General features: G+C 65.0%; 18 protein-coding genes, 1 tRNA gene and 1 riboswitch. Of the genes, 16 read left to right on the forward strand and 3 right to left on the reverse strand.

All coding sequences use genetic code 11. From position 1 onward, the window contains the following. The first annotated feature begins 58 nt into the window (after positions 1 to 58). The 6 genes from ttcA (at position 59) to G9C89_RS14345 (ending at position 4,641) form a co-directional block, all read left to right on the forward strand. Positions 59 to 883, forward strand: a complete 825-nt coding sequence (gene ttcA, locus G9C89_RS14320; RefSeq protein WP_172149093.1) for a tRNA 2-thiocytidine(32) synthetase TtcA — start codon at positions 59 to 61, stop codon at positions 881 to 883. Between the two features lie 170 nt (positions 884 to 1,053). After that, complete coding sequence (locus tag G9C89_RS14325; RefSeq protein ID WP_172149095.1) at positions 1,054 to 1,725, forward strand: DNA-3-methyladenine glycosylase I; 672 nt, start codon at positions 1,054 to 1,056, stop codon at positions 1,723 to 1,725. 114 nt (positions 1,726 to 1,839) lie between these two features. Then, complete coding sequence (locus G9C89_RS14330) at positions 1,840 to 2,619, forward strand: NAD-dependent deacylase (protein ID WP_172149097.1); 780 nt, start codon at positions 1,840 to 1,842, stop codon at positions 2,617 to 2,619. A gap of 52 nt (positions 2,620 to 2,671) precedes the next feature. Beyond that, positions 2,672 to 3,286 (forward strand): C40 family peptidase, encoded by a 615-nt coding sequence (locus G9C89_RS14335; protein ID WP_172149099.1) that lies wholly within the window; start codon positions 2,672 to 2,674, stop codon positions 3,284 to 3,286. A gap of 139 nt (positions 3,287 to 3,425) precedes the next feature. Continuing rightward, the gene (locus tag G9C89_RS14340) at positions 3,426 to 3,944 is read left to right on the forward strand and encodes a C40 family peptidase (protein ID WP_172149101.1); all 519 of its coding nucleotides are present in this window, start codon (positions 3,426 to 3,428) and stop codon (positions 3,942 to 3,944) included. A gap of 34 nt (positions 3,945 to 3,978) precedes the next feature. Beyond that, positions 3,979 to 4,641 (forward strand): O-methyltransferase, encoded by a 663-nt coding sequence (locus G9C89_RS14345; protein ID WP_172149103.1) that lies wholly within the window; start codon positions 3,979 to 3,981, stop codon positions 4,639 to 4,641. 159 nt (positions 4,642 to 4,800) lie between these two features. On the opposite strand, the gene G9C89_RS14350 is transcribed toward G9C89_RS14345, so the two are convergent. Continuing rightward, entirely contained in the window at positions 4,801 to 5,142 is a 342-nt protein-coding gene (locus G9C89_RS14350) for a type II toxin-antitoxin system RelE/ParE family toxin (RefSeq protein WP_172149105.1), read from the reverse strand. Then, positions 5,126 to 5,413 carry a type II toxin-antitoxin system Phd/YefM family antitoxin gene (locus G9C89_RS14355; RefSeq protein ID WP_172149107.1) on the reverse strand — a complete coding sequence of 96 codons (288 nt, stop codon included), beginning with the start codon at positions 5,411 to 5,413 and terminating at the stop codon, positions 5,126 to 5,128. Before G9C89_RS14355 ends, G9C89_RS14350 begins: the two co-directional genes overlap by 17 nt. 187 nt (positions 5,414 to 5,600) lie before the next feature. On the opposite strand from G9C89_RS14355, the gene G9C89_RS14360 reads away from it, so the two are divergent. Continuing rightward, a tRNA-Ala gene (locus tag G9C89_RS14360) sits at positions 5,601 to 5,666 on the forward strand. A gap of 140 nt (positions 5,667 to 5,806) precedes the next feature. On the opposite strand, the gene G9C89_RS14365 is transcribed toward G9C89_RS14360, so the two are convergent. Beyond that, positions 5,807 to 6,154 (reverse strand): GFA family protein, encoded by a 348-nt coding sequence (locus G9C89_RS14365; protein ID WP_172149109.1) that lies wholly within the window; start codon positions 6,152 to 6,154, stop codon positions 5,807 to 5,809. Positions 6,155 to 6,309: 155 nt separating this feature from the next. Continuing rightward, a riboswitch (cobalamin riboswitch) is annotated at positions 6,310 to 6,538 on the forward strand. Positions 6,539 to 6,655: 117 nt separating this feature from the next. On the opposite strand from G9C89_RS14365, the gene btuB reads away from it, so the two are divergent. The 9 genes from btuB to G9C89_RS14410 all read left to right on the forward strand — a co-directional run bounded on the left by btuB (position 6,656) and on the right by G9C89_RS14410 (position 16,136). Next, on the forward strand, positions 6,656 to 8,503 hold the full coding sequence (gene btuB / locus G9C89_RS14370; protein WP_172149111.1) for a TonB-dependent vitamin B12 receptor: 1,848 nt from the start codon (positions 6,656 to 6,658) through the stop codon (positions 8,501 to 8,503). Between the two features lie 52 nt (positions 8,504 to 8,555). Further along, complete coding sequence (locus tag G9C89_RS14375) at positions 8,556 to 9,125, forward strand: hypothetical protein (RefSeq protein WP_172149113.1); 570 nt, start codon at positions 8,556 to 8,558, stop codon at positions 9,123 to 9,125. Further along, positions 9,125 to 9,736 carry a cob(I)yrinic acid a,c-diamide adenosyltransferase gene (cobO, locus tag G9C89_RS14380; protein WP_172149115.1) on the forward strand — a complete coding sequence of 204 codons (612 nt, stop codon included), beginning with the start codon at positions 9,125 to 9,127 and terminating at the stop codon, positions 9,734 to 9,736. The genes G9C89_RS14375 and cobO overlap by 1 nt, the downstream gene beginning before the upstream one ends. Positions 9,737 to 9,962: 226 nt before the next feature. Then, a complete protein-coding gene (locus G9C89_RS14385; protein WP_172149117.1) occupies positions 9,963 to 11,270 on the forward strand; it encodes a cobyrinate a,c-diamide synthase in 1,308 nt (435 codons plus the stop codon). After that, positions 11,267 to 11,920, forward strand: a complete 654-nt coding sequence (bluB, locus tag G9C89_RS14390) for a 5,6-dimethylbenzimidazole synthase (protein ID WP_172149126.1) — start codon at positions 11,267 to 11,269, stop codon at positions 11,918 to 11,920. Before G9C89_RS14385 ends, bluB begins: the two co-directional genes overlap by 4 nt. After that, positions 11,917 to 12,714 (forward strand): cobalamin-binding protein, encoded by a 798-nt coding sequence (locus G9C89_RS14395; RefSeq protein ID WP_172149128.1) that lies wholly within the window; start codon positions 11,917 to 11,919, stop codon positions 12,712 to 12,714. The genes bluB and G9C89_RS14395 overlap by 4 nt, the downstream gene beginning before the upstream one ends. A gap of 2 nt (positions 12,715 to 12,716) precedes the next feature. Further along, positions 12,717 to 13,619: an adenosylcobinamide-phosphate synthase CbiB gene (cbiB, locus tag G9C89_RS14400; RefSeq protein WP_390623822.1), complete on the forward strand. Its 903-nt coding sequence runs from the start codon at positions 12,717 to 12,719 to the stop codon at positions 13,617 to 13,619. Beyond that, positions 13,612 to 14,688: a threonine-phosphate decarboxylase CobD gene (gene cobD, locus G9C89_RS14405; RefSeq protein WP_172149132.1), complete on the forward strand. Its 1,077-nt coding sequence runs from the start codon at positions 13,612 to 13,614 to the stop codon at positions 14,686 to 14,688. Before cbiB ends, cobD begins: the two co-directional genes overlap by 8 nt. Next, on the forward strand, positions 14,685 to 16,136 hold the full coding sequence (locus tag G9C89_RS14410; RefSeq protein WP_172149134.1) for a cobyric acid synthase: 1,452 nt from the start codon (positions 14,685 to 14,687) through the stop codon (positions 16,134 to 16,136). Before cobD ends, G9C89_RS14410 begins: the two co-directional genes overlap by 4 nt. Positions 16,137 to 16,242 lie beyond the last annotated feature (106 nt).

Consider the following 16,242-nt stretch of genomic DNA (forward strand, 5'->3'; position numbering starts at 1 on the left):
CGTCGCGCTTTCTGGGTAAAATGCCGCACTTTAGTAAGCCTCCGGATTCCAGCGCACCATGGGTAGCCTCTCGGTCAATCAGAACAAACTGCAAAAACGCCTGCGCCGTCAGGCCGGCGAAGCCATTGCCGACTTCAACATGATCGAGGATGGCGACAAGGTCATGGTTTGCCTGTCCGGGGGAAAAGACAGCTACACCATGCTCGATGTGCTGCTGCATATGCAGAAGGTCGCGCCGATCAAGTTCGAGATAGTCGCGGTAAATATGGACCAGAAACAGCCGGGCTTTCCCGAACATGTGTTGCCGGCCTACCTGGAATCCATCGGTGTGCCTTACCACATCGTCGAAAAAGACACCTATTCGGTGGTCAAGGAGATGATTCCGGAAGGCAAGACCACCTGTTCGCTGTGTTCCCGCCTGCGCCGCGGCACCCTTTACACCTTCGCCGACGAAATCGGCGCGACCAAGATGGCTCTGGGGCATCATCGCGACGACATCCTGGAAACCTTCTTCCTCAACATGTTCTACGGCGGCACGCTCAAGGCCATGCCGCCCAAGCTGCGCGCCGACGACGGGCGCAACGTGGTGATCCGCCCGCTGGCCTACTGCAACGAGGCGGATATCGAGGCCTACAGCCGGCTCAAGCAGTTCCCGATCATTCCGTGCAACCTCTGCGGCTCCCAGGAAAACCTGCAGCGCCAGGTGGTCAAGGAGATGCTCCAGGACTGGGAGCGCAAGTCGCCGGGGCGCATCGAGATCATGTTCCGCGCGTTGCAGAACGTGGTGCCTTCGCAGCTGGCCGATCGCAACCTGTTCGACTTCAAGAACCTGAAAATCGACGAAAATGCCACATCGCGCTTCGTCAATGTGATGAACCTCTGATCGCCTGACCTGAAACCCGGATGCAATCCGGGGGCGATTTAGAGAGTTCCCGGATTTCATCCGGGCTACAAGATCTCGCCTCCTGTAGGCGCGGCCTTGGCCGCGATGGTTGCTCCCGCGCTCCAGCGTGGGCACGAATTGATCTGCGAAAGATTCCGTAAGGACAGCCCATGCGCGACTACAAATGGCTCCATGAGTATTGCCTGAATCGCTTTGGCTCGGCCGCCGCCCTCGAGGCGCGCTTGCCGCAGCCGCGCAGCGATGCCGAGCTGCGCGCGCTGGGCGATGACCGTTATCTCTCCACCATCAGCCTGCGCATTTTCCGTGCAGGCCTCAAGCACAGCCTGGTCGATGCCAAATGGCCGGTTTTCGAGCAGCTGTTCTTCGGCTTCGATCCGGAAAAAGTCGTGCTGATGGGCGCCGAACACCTGGAAAACCTGATGCAGGATGCGCGCATCATCCGCCATCTGGGCAAGCTCAAGAGCGTGCCGCGCAATGCCCAGTTCGTGCTGGATGTGCGCAGGGAGAAGGGCAGTTTCGGTGCATTGATCGCCGACTGGCCGGTGACCGATATCGTCGGCCTGTGGCACTACCTGGCCAAGCACGGCAGCCAGCTGGGCGGTTTGTCTGCGCCGCGTTTCCTGCGCATGGTCGGCAAGGACACCTTCATTCCCTCCGATGACATGGTGGCCGCACTCAAGGCGCAGCACATCATCGACAAGGCACCGACCAGCCTGAAAGACCGCGCCGCGGTGCAGGCGGCGTTCAACCAGTGGCACGCGCAGAGCGGTCGTCCGCTGTGCCAGTTGTCGATGATGCTGGCGTATACGGTCAATCATTGAGGTCATCGCCTTGGTAGGAGCGGGCCATGCCCGCGAAACTGAAAGCATCGCGGGCATGGCCCGCTCCTACGAGGCTTCTCGACTGAGCTACTCGGTGTTGCAAGGAGGTGTCCAATGGATGATGCAATTCGTACCGTCGCCCAGGCCATTGCCGCGGCCGAACGCATCCTGATCATCACCGGCGCCGGCCTGTCCGCCGACTCCGGCTTGCCGACCTACCGGGGTATTGGCGGCCTGTACAACGGCCAGACCGCCGAAGGCCTGCCGATCGAGGCGGCGCTTTCCGGTTCCATGCTGCAGCGCGACCCGGCGCTGTGCTGGAAGTACCTGGCCGAGCTGGGCAAGGCCTGTCTCGGCGCCCAGGCCAATGCCGGGCATTACGCCATCGCCGAGCTGCAGCGTTTGAAACCCCAGTGCTGGGTGTTGACCCAGAATATCGACGGCTATCACCGCGCCGCCGGCAGCCCGCCTGAGCGCCTGATCGAGATCCATGGCGAACTGGCGCCGCTGTATTGCCAATCCTGCGGCGCCATCGATGCGCAACTGGCCGAGCACCTGAGTCGGCCGCTACCGCCCAAGTGCCGGCAGTGCGGCGGCATCCTGCGCCCACCGGTGGTGCTGTTCGAGGAAATGCTGCCGGAACGGGCGATCGACAGCCTTTATACGCAAGTGGGTAAAGGCTTCGAGGTGGTCATCAGCATAGGCACCAGCGCCAGCTTCCCCTATATCGTCGAACCGCTGCTACGCACCCGCCAGGCGGGTGGGTTCACCGCCGAGATCAATCCCGCCCGCGGTGACCTGAGCGATGTCGTCGATGTGCATGTGCAGGGGCGGGCCTTAGATGTTTTGCCGGGTCTACTGAGTCACATCAAGAGCCATAGAATTTGCAAATGAGGAGCGTAGAAGGCATAGTCGCGCCCTTGTGAAACTACGACACGTTGTGCCCATGTTCAAAAACTTCGCACCGCTCGTGCCTCTCGCACTCACTCTGGTTCTGGCCGCTTGTGCCAGTCATGCGCCGCAAACCCCGGCGACCACTGCAGTGGCGAAGGCCAAGACAGCCGCGCATGCGGTTCTTCTTGACGAAAGCGCAGCCGAAGCGGACATCGATTTTGCCGGCGACAAATCCTACCAACTTCCCCAGTTGGCCGACAGCATCCTGTCCCATGGCCTGTCGCTGGTTGGCACCCGTTACCGCTACGGCGGCAGCACGGTAAAGTCGGGATTCGATTGCAGCGGCTTCATCGGTTACCTGTTCAAGGAAGAACTCGGCATGCAACTGCCGCGTTCGACCCGCGAAATGATCAATATCGATGCGCCTCTGGTCGAGCGTGGAGCGCTGGAACCGGGCGATCTGCTGTTCTTCAGCACCAACGGTCGTGGCCGTGTCAGCCACGCCGGGATTTATCTGGGTGACGATCAGTTCATCCATTCCTCCAGCAGCCGTAGCGGTGGTGTGCGGGTCGATAGCCTGGAAGACCGCTATTGGAATCGCACCTTTATCGAGGCCAAACGGGCACTGGCCCTGGCGTCGACCGATCAGCTCGCCCGCCATCCCTGATTGTCCGGCGCAGCGAACACCCGACGCAGCCACAGAACACCCGACGCAGCCACAGAACACCCGGCGCAGCCACAATAGTTGCGTGGTTTCTCCCGAGTAGGCAGAGTAGAGCGCATTCAGGCTCTGGATCGCTTCGCTGATGAATGTCACGACCCCTGTTGCCCTGCTCCTGCTTGCCGCGCTGCTGACTGGCTGCGCTGGCCGACCTCCTGCTCCACAGTCAATCGTTCAGGTGCCCGCCGCCAGCTTCCACAGTGGTGCCGAGGACGTACTGTTTCGCGCCCTCGGGCTGGTTGGTACGCCCTATCGCTACGGCGGCAATACCCCGGCGGGCGGTTTCGACTGCAGCGGGCTGATCGGCTACGTCTACCGTGACGCGGCTGGCGTGCGCCTGCCGCGCTCGACCCGTGAGCTGATCAGCATGCGGGCGCCAGCCGTTGGCCGTAATGCGCTGCAAAGCGGTGATCTGGTGTTCTTTGCCACCAACGGCGGCAACCAGGTCAGCCACGCCGGTATCTATGTCGGTGACGGGCGCTTCGTGCATGCCCCCTCCAGCGGCGGCACCGTACGCCTGGACAGCCTCAGCAACAGCTACTGGCAGCGTACCTATCTGGATGCCAAGCGCGTCTTCAGCCCCGAGCTGGCCCGCAACCCCTGACGAGCGGATCTGCGCTAACCCATGGAGAACCCCCATGACCAACCGCACCCTCACCCTCGGCGACAACCTTTACCGCTATCTGCTCGACGTCTCCCTGCGCGAAACGCCGCTGCTCAAGCGGCTGCGCGATGAGACCGCGCAACTGGCCAACGCCCAGTGGCAGATCGCCCCCGAGCAGGGCCAGTTCATGGCGCTGCTGATGCAATTGACCGGCGCCAGGCGGGTCCTCGAAGTCGGCACCTTCACCGGCTACAGCGCCCTCTGCATGGCCCAGGCCATGGGGGCAGAGGGGCGGATGATCTGCTGCGATATTCCCGGCGACTACAACGCCATCGCCGAGCGCTACTGGCGCGAAGCCGGCCTCAGCGGACGCATCGAACAACGCCTGGCGCCGGCCCTGGAGACCCTGGCCGCGCTTGAGCGCGCAGGGCAGGCGGGCAGCTTCGACCTGATCTTCATCGACGCTGACAAGAGCAACTACCCGGCCTACCTGGAACATGCCCTGCGGCTGGTGCGCCAGGGCGGTCTGATTCTGTTCGACAACACCCTGTGGAGCGGTCGCGTGCTGGAGCAGAGTCCGGACAGCGCCGACACCCGCGCCATCCAGGCCCTCAACCTGGCCCTGAAAGACGATCAGCGCCTCGACCTGTCGCTACTGCCGCTGGGCGACGGCCTGACGCTGTGCCGCAAGCGCTGAGCATTGTAGATCCGGATGCAATCCGCGGATTGGGACCCTGTCCCGCAGCTCCCGGATTGCATCCGAATTACAAGAGCCTCGCATCCGCCTTGTCGTCATGTCCGAGCTGAAGGAAATGGATCAAAAAAGGCTGCATTGGCGGCCCCGAACAGTGCCCTGTCAGCGCAGCAAGCAGTAATTGATCAACTGTTCTTCGATGCTCTGGCGTTGCCGCAGAATCAGTGCGACTACCACCAGTTCCGCCGGCTCGTCGTAGTGATAGAGGATGCGGTACTCATCCAGATTCAGCTCTCGGTACTGGGTGACTCCCAGTAGGGCGGCTTGCTGGCACACAGGTGCAGCCAAAGGGTGGGTCTTGAGGCGCCGTTCCACGGTATTGATCAGCTCGACCAGCTTGACCTGTGCCTGTTCTGCTCCGTGGTAGGGCGCCAAGTGATGGACCTGCGATATCAGGCTTTCTTCGGCGGTCGTCGCGTAGGCGATCCTAATCGTCTTGCTCATCGAGAGTGGCTCCTGCCGATCCCATGGCAGCCGGGCTGCGCTGCTGCAAGCGTTCCAGCAGGGTGTCACCCGACATCAAGCGGCCTTCGGCCCTGTCGCGCTCGGCGAAGGACAGCAGCTTGATCAGTGCCAGGGCTTCGTCCCGGCGCTTGCGTTCGGCATAGGACTCGACCACATAGGCCGGCACGCCATTCTGGGTGATCACCATCGGTTCGCTCAGATCCAGCGAAGCGGCATGCTGCTTCAGGTAACTGATGGTCTGGACTTTCATGATTGTCTCCTGGTGGTGAAAGGGAACCGGCCCCGGAAGGGGATGGCTGCCTTCAAGAGAGTTAAGCGCTTGGTGTGCTGCGGGCTATATATAGTCTGAATTCAGACTGGTGACAACCAGGGACTGCTCAGCGCAAGGCTAGGAGCCGGTCGGACTTGCAAGAATGAACTAAATTCAGACGCATATCGGGCCGATAGCTCAGCTAGGAGAGCGCCGCGTTCGCAATGCGGGGCGATCCTCCTTCGGTCCACCAGATCGGCAGCCAGGCCCTTGCGGCCTGGCTTTCTATTTTTGCCGCGCGGATCACCGCGAGCCCCTCGCCGGAAGGAATCCGCAAACGGCGCCGGCCAGCAGCCGCTTCCCCGGATTGCCCCGGGTGCTGGTTTTCATCCACTAGAGCGCTCGCCCATCGAAATGCTTGACCGGCACGGCCTCCAGGTCGATGCCTTCCAGGCAGCGGATATTGATCGCCGCCATGGGCTTGCCCTTGGGATCGCTGGCTTCGCCGAAGGGATGGATGCCGCAGGTTGGGCAGAAATGGTGCTGGATCACGTGCTTGTTGAAGGTGTAGGTGGCCATCTGGCTTTCCGGGGTGAGTAGCGTCAGCTGGTCGCGCGGGACGAACCACATCAGCGAGCCCTTGCGCTGGCAGATCGAGCAATTGCATGCCATCGCGTCGTCGAGCTGGCCGTCCACCTCGAAGGCCACCTGACCGCAGTGGCAGCTGCCTTGGTATTTCATGGAGGGTCTCCTGTGGGGGCACGAGATAAAAGCTTAGACCCGGTTTCGCCGAACGCGGTGCTTATCCATTGACGTCCACGCCGCGGGTCTCTACCCTGCGCGGCTTGCAACAGGTGCCCCCGACTTTGGGCCTGCCACGATCTGCCTCGCTCTAGCTCGCGAGCTCGTGAACAGGTCCCGGTGTCCGAGGGGTGAAACAGGGAAGTCGGTGCGTTGTGCGTGTTCACGCCAACAATTCCGACGCTGCCCCCGCAACGGTAGACGAGTCAAACCAGCGCGTTTCAACCACTGTGCTTCGGCATGGGAAGGTGCGTTTTGGTCGCGTTCTGAGTCTTCAGTTCGCCGCTCGTAAGCCCGGAGACCGGCCTGCTGCAGTCCATGGCATCGCGGAGGGCGTTGTCTGGCGTGTGGGCTGCGCCGTTCCTGCAGTTCATGCGTCTGCGTTCTCCGTATGCCTTTCCTGGCCTATCGCTCGGGTGAGAGCGACGGAGCAACAACGCAATGAGCAAGTCCCTTCTCCAACCGACAGCATTGCTGCTGTGTGGTGTTTCGAGCATTTCCCCGGCCCAGGCGGCCGAACACGCGTATCTGCAAGACCAGTTGGTGACGGCCACCCGCAGCGTGCAAACCACGCAGCAGAGCCTGGCCGCGGTGACGGTATTCGACCGTGCGCAGATCGAGCAGAGCCAGGCCACGTCGGTGCCCGAGTTGTTGAAGAAAGTGCCGGGGGTTTCTCTGGCCAACAATGGCGGGCCAGGCAAGCACACCTCGCTGTTCATGCGCGGCAGCGAATCCGACCATGTCTTGGTCCTGATCGATGGCATCAAGATCGGTTCGGCTACCTCCGGTGGCGCGGCCTTGCAGGATCTGCCGCTGGAGCTGATCGAGCGCATCGAGGTGGTACGCGGGCCGCGTTCCAGCCTGTATGGCTCGGAAGCCATCGGCGGGGTGATCCAGATTTTCACCCGCAAGGGCAAGGGGAGCGGCGCCAAGCCGTTTTTCTCCGCCGGTTACGGCACCCATGACAGCTACAGCGGCAGCGCCGGGATCTCCGGTGGCGACGGCAAGGCATGGTACAGCCTGGGTCTCAGTGGCGCGGATAGCGACGGCATCAACGTCAAGCCGGTCTCCAGCAGCGGCTATGAAGACGATGCCGACGGCTACCGCAACCTGTCCGCCGCGCTGAGCGCCGGCTATCGCTTCGACAACGGCCTGGAGCTGGACGCCAATCTGCTGCAGGCCAAATCGCACAACGATTTCGATCAGGTCAACCGCGCGCGCACCTCGGGTTTTCGCGCCAACGCCAATGGCGAATCCCGGGTGTTCGGCAGCCGTGTGCGGTTCTCGCCGCTCGACCCCTGGCTGGTCACCCTGCAAGCCGGGCGCAGCGAAGACAAGTCCGATGGTTACCTGGACGGCCACTTCGATTCGCGTTTCGACAGCCGCCGCGACAGCGCCAGCTGGCAGAACGACCTGACCCTGGCGGTCGGGCATAGCCTGATCCTGGGCGTCGACTATCAGCGCGATGAGGTCAATGGCAGCACCCCTTACGCCGAGGACTCGCGGGACAACAAGGGCGCCTTCGCCCAGTACCTCGGCACCGTCGAGCGACATGACTGGCAGCTGTCGCTACGGCGTGACGACAACCAGCAGTTCGGCCAGCACGACACCGGCAATATCGGCTACGGCTATGCCCTGACCGATTGGCTGCGCGGCACCATCAGCTACGGTACGGCGTTCAAGGCGCCGACCTTCAACGAGCTGTATTTCCCCAACTACGGCAATCCGGCGCTGGATGCGGAAACCTCGCGCAGCCTGGAAGTCGGCCTGGCCGGCCAGCACGGCTGGGGGCATTGGGCGGTCAACGCCTTCCGCACGCGGATCGACGATCTGATTGCCTATGACTCGAGCATCCGCGGCCCGGCCAATGTCGACGAGGCGCGCATTCGCGGTATCGAGTGGGTGCTCGGCAGCCGGTTGCTGGGGCTGGACTGGAGCGCCAACTACACCGTGATGGAACCGGAGAACCGTTCCGGCGGCGCCAACGACGGCAACGAACTGGCACGTCGCGCCAAGCAGATCTTCAACCTGGATCTGGACCGTCGCCTCGGCGCCTTCAGCCTCGGCGCCAGTCTGCACGCCGAAGGCCAGCGCTACGACGACCTGGCCAACACCAGGGAGCTGTCCGGCTACGCCAGCCTGGATCTGCGCGGCGAATACCACATCAGCCCCGAGTGGCGCCTGCAAACCCGGGTCGCCAACCTGCTGGATGCCGATTACGAAACTGCCGAAGGCTACAACCAGCCCGGTCAGGCGCTGTACCTGAGCGTGCGCTATCAGGCGCTGTAAGCCATGCCCGTGGGCACGGCTCCCCTTACGTGTTTAACCTGGAGATGAATGGATGAACCTGTCACCCCGTACCCAACTGCTGATCGGCATCGCCCTGGCGGCGCTGATGGCCATGACCCGTGGCCAGCACTTCGCCACGCTCAACCTGCCCAGTGCCTCCTGGGCGGTATTCTTGCTGGCGGGTGTGCTGCTCAAGCCGCGCTGGGTATTTCCGGCGCTGTTCATCGAGGCCTCCGTGCTCGATTTCGCCGCCATTCAATGGGCCGGGGTCAGCGATTGGTGCATGTCGCCGGCCTACTGGATGCTGGTGCCGGCGTATGGCTCGCTGTGGCTGGGCGGTCGCCTGTATGCCGGCTGGCACAGTAATCGCCTGAGCAGCCTGGCGCTGCTGGCGGCAACCGTGGCGGTCAGCGCCCTGGTTTGTTACCTGTTCTCCGGTGGCGGTTTCCTGTTCTTCTCCGGTCGTTATCCGGAGCCGACCCTGGCCTTGCTGGCCGATCGCATTGCGCTCTATTACCCGCGTTACCTGGGCAGCCTGGCCCTGTATGTCGGCCTGGCGGCGCTGCTGTATGTCGGCGCCCGCTCCTGGCAACTCGCCCAGCAACGCGTCGAGGTCAAGTGATGAGCGAGTCGAGCGAACGCGATGCCCGACACAAGGCGCGCATGGCGCGCAAGAAGGCGCTGATCGACGAGAAGATCGCCCAGGCCCAGGACGAATACGGCCTGCTGCTGGTGCACAGCGGCAACGGCAAGGGCAAGAGCAGCAGCGCCTTCGGCATGGTCGCGCGCGCCCTCGGCCACGGCATCAGGGTCGGCGTGGTGCAGTTCATCAAAGGCGCGGCCAGCACCGGCGAGGAAACCTTCTTCCGCCGTTTTCCCGATGAAGTCAGCTACCACGTGATGGGCGAGGGCTTCACCTGGGAAACCCAGGACCGCCAGCGCGACATCGACAAGGCCCATGAAGCCTGGCGGGTCGCCGCGCAGTTGCTGAGTGATCCGGCCATTGGCCTGGTGGTGCTCGACGAGCTGAATATCGCCCTGAAATACGGCTACCTGGAGCTGGCGACGGTGCTCGCCGACATCGAGGCCCGGCCGTTGCTGCAACACGTGGTAGTGACCGGCCGTGGCGCCTTGCCGGGGATGATCGAGGCGGCGGATACCGTCACCGAGATGAACCTGGTCAAGCATGCGTTCAAGGCCGGGGTCAAGGCGCAGAAAGGGGTGGAGTTCTGATGCCAGCGCTCAAGGCTTTCACAGACCGTAGCCCGGATGCAATCCGGGACTGGCGACGGCAGGTCATCCCCGGATTGCATCCGGGCTACGAGAGCCGTGTAGGGTGGATGACGCCTTTTTCATCCACCATCGTCATTGGTGGATGGGTAAAGCGTCATCCACCCTACGATGCCGCAGACCTTGCACATGAACATGAGATGACGTCCGCTGGTAGCAGGGGGGCGCGATGAGCGCGCCACGCCACTGCCCGGCGCTGCTGATCGCCGCGCCCGCCTCGGGCCAGGGCAAGACCACGGTCACCGCCGCCCTGGCACGGCTGCATAGCCGTCAAGGCAAGCGGGTTCGGGTGTTCAAGTGCGGGCCGGATTTTCTCGACCCGATGATCCTCGCCCGCGCCAGCGGCGCGCCGGTGTATCAGCTCGACCTGTGGATGGTCGGCGAGGTCGAGAGCCGGCGCCTGCTCTGGCAGGCGGCGGGCGAGGCCGATCTGATTCTGATTGAAGGGGTGATGGGCCTGTTCGACGGTTCGCCATCCGCCGCCGATCTGGCCCGGCAGTTTGGCGTGCCGGTGCTGGCGGTGATCGACGGCTCGGCCATGGCCCAGACCTTTGGCGCCCTGGCCCATGGTTTGGCCAGTTTCCAGGCGGATCTGCCGTTCTCCGGGGTGCTCGGCAACCGGGTCGGCAGCACCCGGCATGGCGAGATATTGCGCGACGCCTTGCCTGCGTCGATCCGCTGGTACGGCGCCTTGCCGCGCAGCGCCGCGGTGGAGTTGCCGAGTCGGCATCTGGGGCTGATTCAGGCCGAGGAACTGAGTGACCTGGACGCGCGCCTGGATGCCGCCGCCGATGCCCTGGCCGCCAGTGCCGATGTCAGCCTGCCGCCACCCGTCGAGTTCGCCGTGCCGGCGCCGCGTGAGATCCCGGCCTTGCTCGACGGCGTGCGCATCGGCGTGGCGCGCGACAGCGCCTTCGCCTTCCTCTACCAGGCCAACCTGGATCTGCTGGGCGAGCTGGGCGCCGAGTTGTGCTTCTTCTCGCCGTTGCGCGACAGCCGACTGCCCGAGGTCGACAGCCTGTACCTGCCCGGCGGTTACCCCGAGTTGCACCTGACGCAACTGCAGGCTAACCAGGCCATGGCGGATTCGATCCGCGCGCACCATGCCGCCGGCAAGCCGATCCACGCCGAATGCGGCGGCATGCTGTATCTGCTCGATAAGCTGACCGACAAGCAGGGCAGCAGCGCCCGGATGCTCGGCCTGCTGACCGGCGAGGCGACCCTGCAACCGCGCCTGACCGCCCTGGCGCTGCAGGAGGTCGAACTGCCGCAAGGGCGACTGCGTGGCCATACCTTCCACCACTCGGCTCTGACCACGGCGCTTGTACCGCTCGCGCGCGGCGAGTGCCCGAACTACCAGCGCACGGCCGAGGCGGTCTATCGACTGGGCCGGCTGACGGCCTCCTATATCCACTTCTATCTAGCGTCCGATCCGGTCGCGGCGGCGGCGCTGTTTGCTCCGGGCCAACAACCATGAGCGAGCATGCCTTCAGCGCCGAGGAGCGCGCGGCGGTCTATCGCGCCATTGCCGAGCGGCGCGACATGCGCCACTTCTCTCCTGGGCGGGTCGCGCCGGCGCTGCTGGCGCGCCTGCTCGAGGCGGCGCACCAGGCGCCCAGCGTCGGCCTGATGCAGCCGTGGCGCTTTATCCGCATCAGCCGGCCGGCGCTGCGCGAGGCGATCCAGGCCCTGGTGGAAGAGGAACGGCTGCGTACCGCCGAGGCCCTGGGCGAGCGTGGTGATGAATTCATGCGGCTCAAGGTCGAGGGCATTCGCGACTGCGCCGAACTGCTGGTGGTGGCGCTGATGGACGGGCGCGAGGCCCATGTGTTCGGTCGGCGTACCTTGCCGGACATGGACGTGGCGTCATTGGCCTGCGCCATCCAGAATCTCTGGCTGGCCGCCCGTGCCGAGGGGCTGGGCATGGGCTGGGTCTCGCTGTTCGAGCCGCAGGCGCTGGCCGACCTGCTGGGCATGCCGCCGGGCAGCAAGCCATTGGCGGTGCTCTGCCTGGGGCCGGTCGAGGCGTTTTATCAGGCGCCGATGCTGGTCCAGCAGGGCTGGGCCGAGCCGCGTCCGCTGCAGGCGCTGCTGTATGAGAATTATTGGGGAGAAACTCAGCGATGAAAGGCCCGCAACGCATCGTCTGCCTGTCCACCGAGACCTGCGAAACCCTCTATCTGCTCGGCGAGCAGGCACGCATCGCGGGGATTTCCGGCTTTACCGTGCGCCCGCCGCAGGCACGCAAGGAAAAGCCCAAGGTCAGCGGCTTCACCACGGCGCGGATCGACAAGATCCTCGCGGTCAAGCCGGATCTGGTCCTGGGCTACTGCGACCTGCAGGCCGACATCGCCGCCGAACTGGCCCGCGAAGGCCTGGAAGTGCACCTGTTCAACCAGCGCGACATCGCCGGCACCTACCGCATGATCGAAACCCTCGGCGCCCTGGTGCATGCCAACGACCGCGCCGCACGGCTGATCGGCGAGCTGCAGGATGGCCTGCAGCGCATTCGCGCCAGTGCCGCGCAATTGCCACGCCGGCCCAGGGTGTATTTCGAGGAATGGAACGAGCCCTTGATCAGCGGCATCGGCTGGGTCAGCGAGTTGATCGAACTGGCCGGCGGCGAGGATTGCTTCGCCGAGCTGGGCGGCTGCAAGCGGGCCAAGCAGCGGATCATCGCCGACCCGCTGGAAGTGGTGCGGCGTGCGCCTGATCTGATCGTCGGTTCCTGGTGCGGCAAGCGCTTTCGCCCTGAGCAGGTGCTGGCCCGGCCCGGCTGGGAGACGATCCCGGCGGTGCGTAACGGCCAGCTGTTCGAAATCAAATCGGCGGACATCCTCCAGGCCGGCCCGGCCGCGCTGACCGATGGAGTGCGCCAGCTGCACGCGCTGATTCGTGGCTGCGTGGAGGCGGGCGATTGAGCCTGATACTCGCTACCCTAGCCGGCGTGGCCCTGGATGCCGTGTTCGGCGAATCGAAAGGCTGGCATCCGCTGGTGGCCTTCGGCCGCCTGGCCGAACGCATCGAACAGCGTTGCAACGCCGGCGGCAGCGGCTGGCGCAGCCATGGCGTCGGCGCCTGGTGCCTGGCGGTATTGCCCCTGACCCTGCTGGTCGGCGTGCTGGCGCAGGTGCCGCTATTCGGCTGGGCGGTGGAGATTCTCGCCCTGTATGCCGCCCTCGGCTTGAAGAGCCTCGGCGAGCATGCCCAACCGGTGGCCCAGGCGCTGCGCCTGGGCGATCTGCAACTGGCGCGCACGCGGGTCGGCTATCTGGTCAGCCGCAACACCGCCGCGCTGGATGCCACGGGCGTCGCTCGCGCCGGCACCGAGTCGGTGCTGGAAAACGGCTCGGATGCGGTATTCGCTGCGCTGTTCTGGTTCCTCGTCGCCGGTGCGCCGGGGGTGGTGCTGTATCGCCTGAGCAATACCCTGGACGCCATGTGGGGCTACCGCACCCCACGCTTCGAGCGCTTCGGCTGGGCCGCGGCGAAGATCGACGATGGGCTCAATTATCTGCCCGCACGCCTGGTGGCGCTGACCTATGCGCTGCTCGGCCAGACGGCCCTGGCACTGCGCTGCTGGCGGCAGCAGGCGCCGCGGTGGGACAGCCCCAACGCCGGCCCGGTGATGGCCGCCGGTGCCGGCGCCCTGGGCGTCAGCCTGGGTGGCGCGGCCGAGTACCACGGCGAACTGCATCAGCGTCCGCCGCTGGGGCAAGGCCCGCAACCCAGGGCGCGGGACATCGAACGGGCGCTCAACCTGGTCTACGCCGGGGTGCTGCTGTGGCTGGCGCTGTTGCTGCTCTGGGGACTGTACCGTGTTTAAGCAGGGCGGGCTTGACCATGGCGGCGGCCTGCGCGCGGCGTCGTTGCGCTTCGGCATCCCCCTGGCCGAGTGGCTGGACCTGTCCACCGGCATCGCGCCCTATGGTTGGACGCTGCCGCAGATTCCGGCCACGGCCTGGACGCGTCTGCCTGAGGCAAATGACGGCCTGGAGAGCGCCGCCCGCGACTACTACGGGGTGGCCAGCCTGCTGCCGGTGGCCGGCTCGCAGGCGGCGATCCAGGCACTGCCGCGGTTGTGGCGCAATGCCCGGGTCGGCATCGTCTCGCCGGCCTATGCCGAGCATGCCGCGGCCTGGAAACGCGAAGGCCATCGCTTGCTGGAACTCAGCGAGGCCGGGGTCAATCGCGCGCTGGAACGCCTCGACGTGCTGCTGCTGATCAACCCGAACAATCCCACCGGCCGGCGTTTCGCGCCCGAGCAACTGCTCGCCTGGCATGCGCGCCTGGCCGAGCGCGGCGGCTGGCTGGTGGTCGACGAGGCCTTTATCGACAGCACCCCGCAGCACAGCCTGGCGGCCCATAGCGAGCGGCCGGGGCTGATCCTGTTGCGCTCGTTCGGCAAGTTCTTCGGCATGGCCGGCATTCGCCTGGGTTTCGTCCTGGCGCCGCCTGCGCTGCTCGAGCGGTTGGCCGAGTTGCTCGGGCCCTGGGCGGTCAGCGGGCCGAGCCGGGCGGTGGCCACGGCGCTGTTGCAGGATCGCGCCGGCCAGCAGTTGCAGCGCCAGCGCTTGCGTGTCGACAGCGAGCGTTTGGCGGCGTTGCTCTGCGGCAATGGGTTGGCGCCGACCGGTGGCTGTGCACTGTTCCAGTGGCTGGTTACTGCGCAAGCGCCGCGACTGCATGAATTTCTCGCCGGCAACGGCATCCTCACCCGCCTGTTTGACCGCCCGTGCAGCCTGCGTTTCGGCCTGCCGCCGGACGAGCTGGGCTGGCAGCGCCTGGCGCAGGCGCTGCGCGCGTGTAGGAGCGAATTTATTCGCGATCAGGGGGGCGGCATTGCACGATCAAGCGCGGATAGATCCGCTTCCACAGATAAGGGGATTGAATGACCACCCTAATGGTTCAAGGTACGACCTCGGACGCCGGCAAGAGCACCCTGGTGACCGCGTTGTGTCGCTGGCTCAAGCGCCAGGGCGTCGCCGTGGTGCCGTTCAAGCCGCAGAACATGGCGCTCAACAGCGCGGTGACCTTTGATGGCGGTGAGATCGGTCGTGCCCAGGCGGTGCAGGCCCAGGCCGCCGGGCTGGCGCCGCATACCGACATGAACCCGGTGCTGCTCAAGCCCAACAGCGACATCGGCGCCCAGGTGATCATCCATGGCCGCGCCCTGACCAGCATGGATGCCGTGGCCTATCACGACTACAAGAAGGTGGCGATGCAGGCGGTGCTGGAATCGCACCAGCGCCTGTCCGCCGCCTATCCGGTGGTGATGGTCGAGGGTGCCGGCTCGCCGGCGGAGATCAACCTGCGCGTCGGCGATATCGCCAACATGGGCTTTGCCGAAGCGGTGGATTGCCCGGTGATCCTGATCGCCGACATCGACAAGGGCGGGGTGTTCGCCCACCTGATCGGCACCCTGGCGTTGCTCTCCGAGAGCGAGCAGGCGCGGATCCAGGGTTTCGTGATCAACCGTTTTCGCGGCGACATCGCCCTGTTGCAGCCGGGCCTGGACTGGCTGGAGCAACGCACCGGCAAACCGGTGCTCGGCGTGCTGCCGTACCTGATGGACTTCCACCTGGAAGCCGAGGACGCCATCGACACCCGGCAGACCGTCAAGGCGGCCGAGACGCTCAGGGTGGCTGTGCCGGTGCTGCCGCGCATCAGCAATCACACCGACTTCGATCCGCTGCGCCTGCACCCGCAGGTCGAGCTGACGTTCGTCGGCCCCGGCCAACCGATCCCGGCTGCCGACCTGATCATCCTGCCCGGCTCGAAGAGCGTGCGCGCCGACCTGGCCTTCCTTCGCGAGCAGGGCTGGGACCTGGCCATCGACAAGCACCTGCGTTATGCCGGCAAGCTGCTCGGCATCTGCGGCGGCCTGCAGATGCTCGGCCGGCAGATCAACGATCCGCTCGGCCTGGAAGGCTCCGCCGGCAGCAGCCAGGGTCTCGGCCTGCTGGATTTCGCCACCGTGCTGGAGCCCGATAAACAGCTGCGCAACGTCAGCGGGCGCCTGTGCCTGGAGAACGCGCCGGTATCCGGCTACGAGATCCACGCCGGGGTCAGCAGCGGTGTCGGTCTGGAAGCGGTCGCAGTGCGCCTCGATGATGGTCGCTGCGATGGTGCATTCAGCGCCGACGGCCAGGTGCTCGGCAGCTACCTGCACGGCCTGTTCGAGTCGAGCGCGGCGTGCAGCGCAGTGCTGCGCTGGGCCGGGCTGTGCGAGGTGCAGACGGTCGACTACCACGCCCTGCGCGAACGCGATATCGAGCGCCTGGCCGATCTGGTCGAGGCGCATCTGGATACGCAGAAATTACGTGAGCTGTGCGGTCTGTAGGGTGGATGTCGCTTTTTACATCCACCTTGGTGGCGCTGTTACCGGAATGGTGGATCGGTGGAGCGTGATCCACCCTACGTTGGTCCGAACCCTGGAAGAGTCGAAA

This window comes from Pseudomonas tumuqii (genome assembly GCF_013184545.1).
Classification (GTDB): Bacteria; Pseudomonadota; Gammaproteobacteria; order Pseudomonadales; family Pseudomonadaceae; genus Aquipseudomonas; species Aquipseudomonas tumuqii.

Bases quoted from the DNA above. Each gene is read 5' to 3' on its own strand.
- ttcA (WP_172149093.1), top strand. From the start codon at position 59: ATGGGTAGCCTCTCGGTCAATCAGAACAAACTGCAAAAACGCCTGCGC.
- G9C89_RS14325 (WP_172149095.1), top strand. From the start codon at position 1,054: ATGCGCGACTACAAATGGCTCCATGAGTATTGCCTGAATCGCTTTGGC.
- G9C89_RS14330 (WP_172149097.1), top strand. From the start codon at position 1,840: ATGGATGATGCAATTCGTACCGTCGCCCAGGCCATTGCCGCGGCCGAA.
- G9C89_RS14335 (WP_172149099.1), top strand. From the start codon at position 2,672: ATGTTCAAAAACTTCGCACCGCTCGTGCCTCTCGCACTCACTCTGGTT.
- G9C89_RS14340 (WP_172149101.1), top strand. From the start codon at position 3,426: ATGAATGTCACGACCCCTGTTGCCCTGCTCCTGCTTGCCGCGCTGCTG.
- G9C89_RS14345 (WP_172149103.1), top strand. From the start codon at position 3,979: ATGACCAACCGCACCCTCACCCTCGGCGACAACCTTTACCGCTATCTG.
- G9C89_RS14350 (WP_172149105.1), bottom strand. From the start codon at position 5,142: ATGAGCAAGACGATTAGGATCGCCTACGCGACGACCGCCGAAGAAAGC.
- G9C89_RS14355 (WP_172149107.1), bottom strand. From the start codon at position 5,413: ATGAAAGTCCAGACCATCAGTTACCTGAAGCAGCATGCCGCTTCGCTG.
- G9C89_RS14365 (WP_172149109.1), bottom strand. From the start codon at position 6,154: ATGAAATACCAAGGCAGCTGCCACTGCGGTCAGGTGGCCTTCGAGGTG.
- btuB (WP_172149111.1), top strand. From the start codon at position 6,656: ATGAGCAAGTCCCTTCTCCAACCGACAGCATTGCTGCTGTGTGGTGTT.
- G9C89_RS14375 (WP_172149113.1), top strand. From the start codon at position 8,556: ATGAACCTGTCACCCCGTACCCAACTGCTGATCGGCATCGCCCTGGCG.
- cobO (WP_172149115.1), top strand. From the start codon at position 9,125: ATGAGCGAGTCGAGCGAACGCGATGCCCGACACAAGGCGCGCATGGCG.
- G9C89_RS14385 (WP_172149117.1), top strand. From the start codon at position 9,963: ATGAGCGCGCCACGCCACTGCCCGGCGCTGCTGATCGCCGCGCCCGCC.
- bluB (WP_172149126.1), top strand. From the start codon at position 11,267: ATGAGCGAGCATGCCTTCAGCGCCGAGGAGCGCGCGGCGGTCTATCGC.
- G9C89_RS14395 (WP_172149128.1), top strand. From the start codon at position 11,917: ATGAAAGGCCCGCAACGCATCGTCTGCCTGTCCACCGAGACCTGCGAA.
- G9C89_RS14410 (WP_172149134.1), top strand. From the start codon at position 14,685: ATGACCACCCTAATGGTTCAAGGTACGACCTCGGACGCCGGCAAGAGC.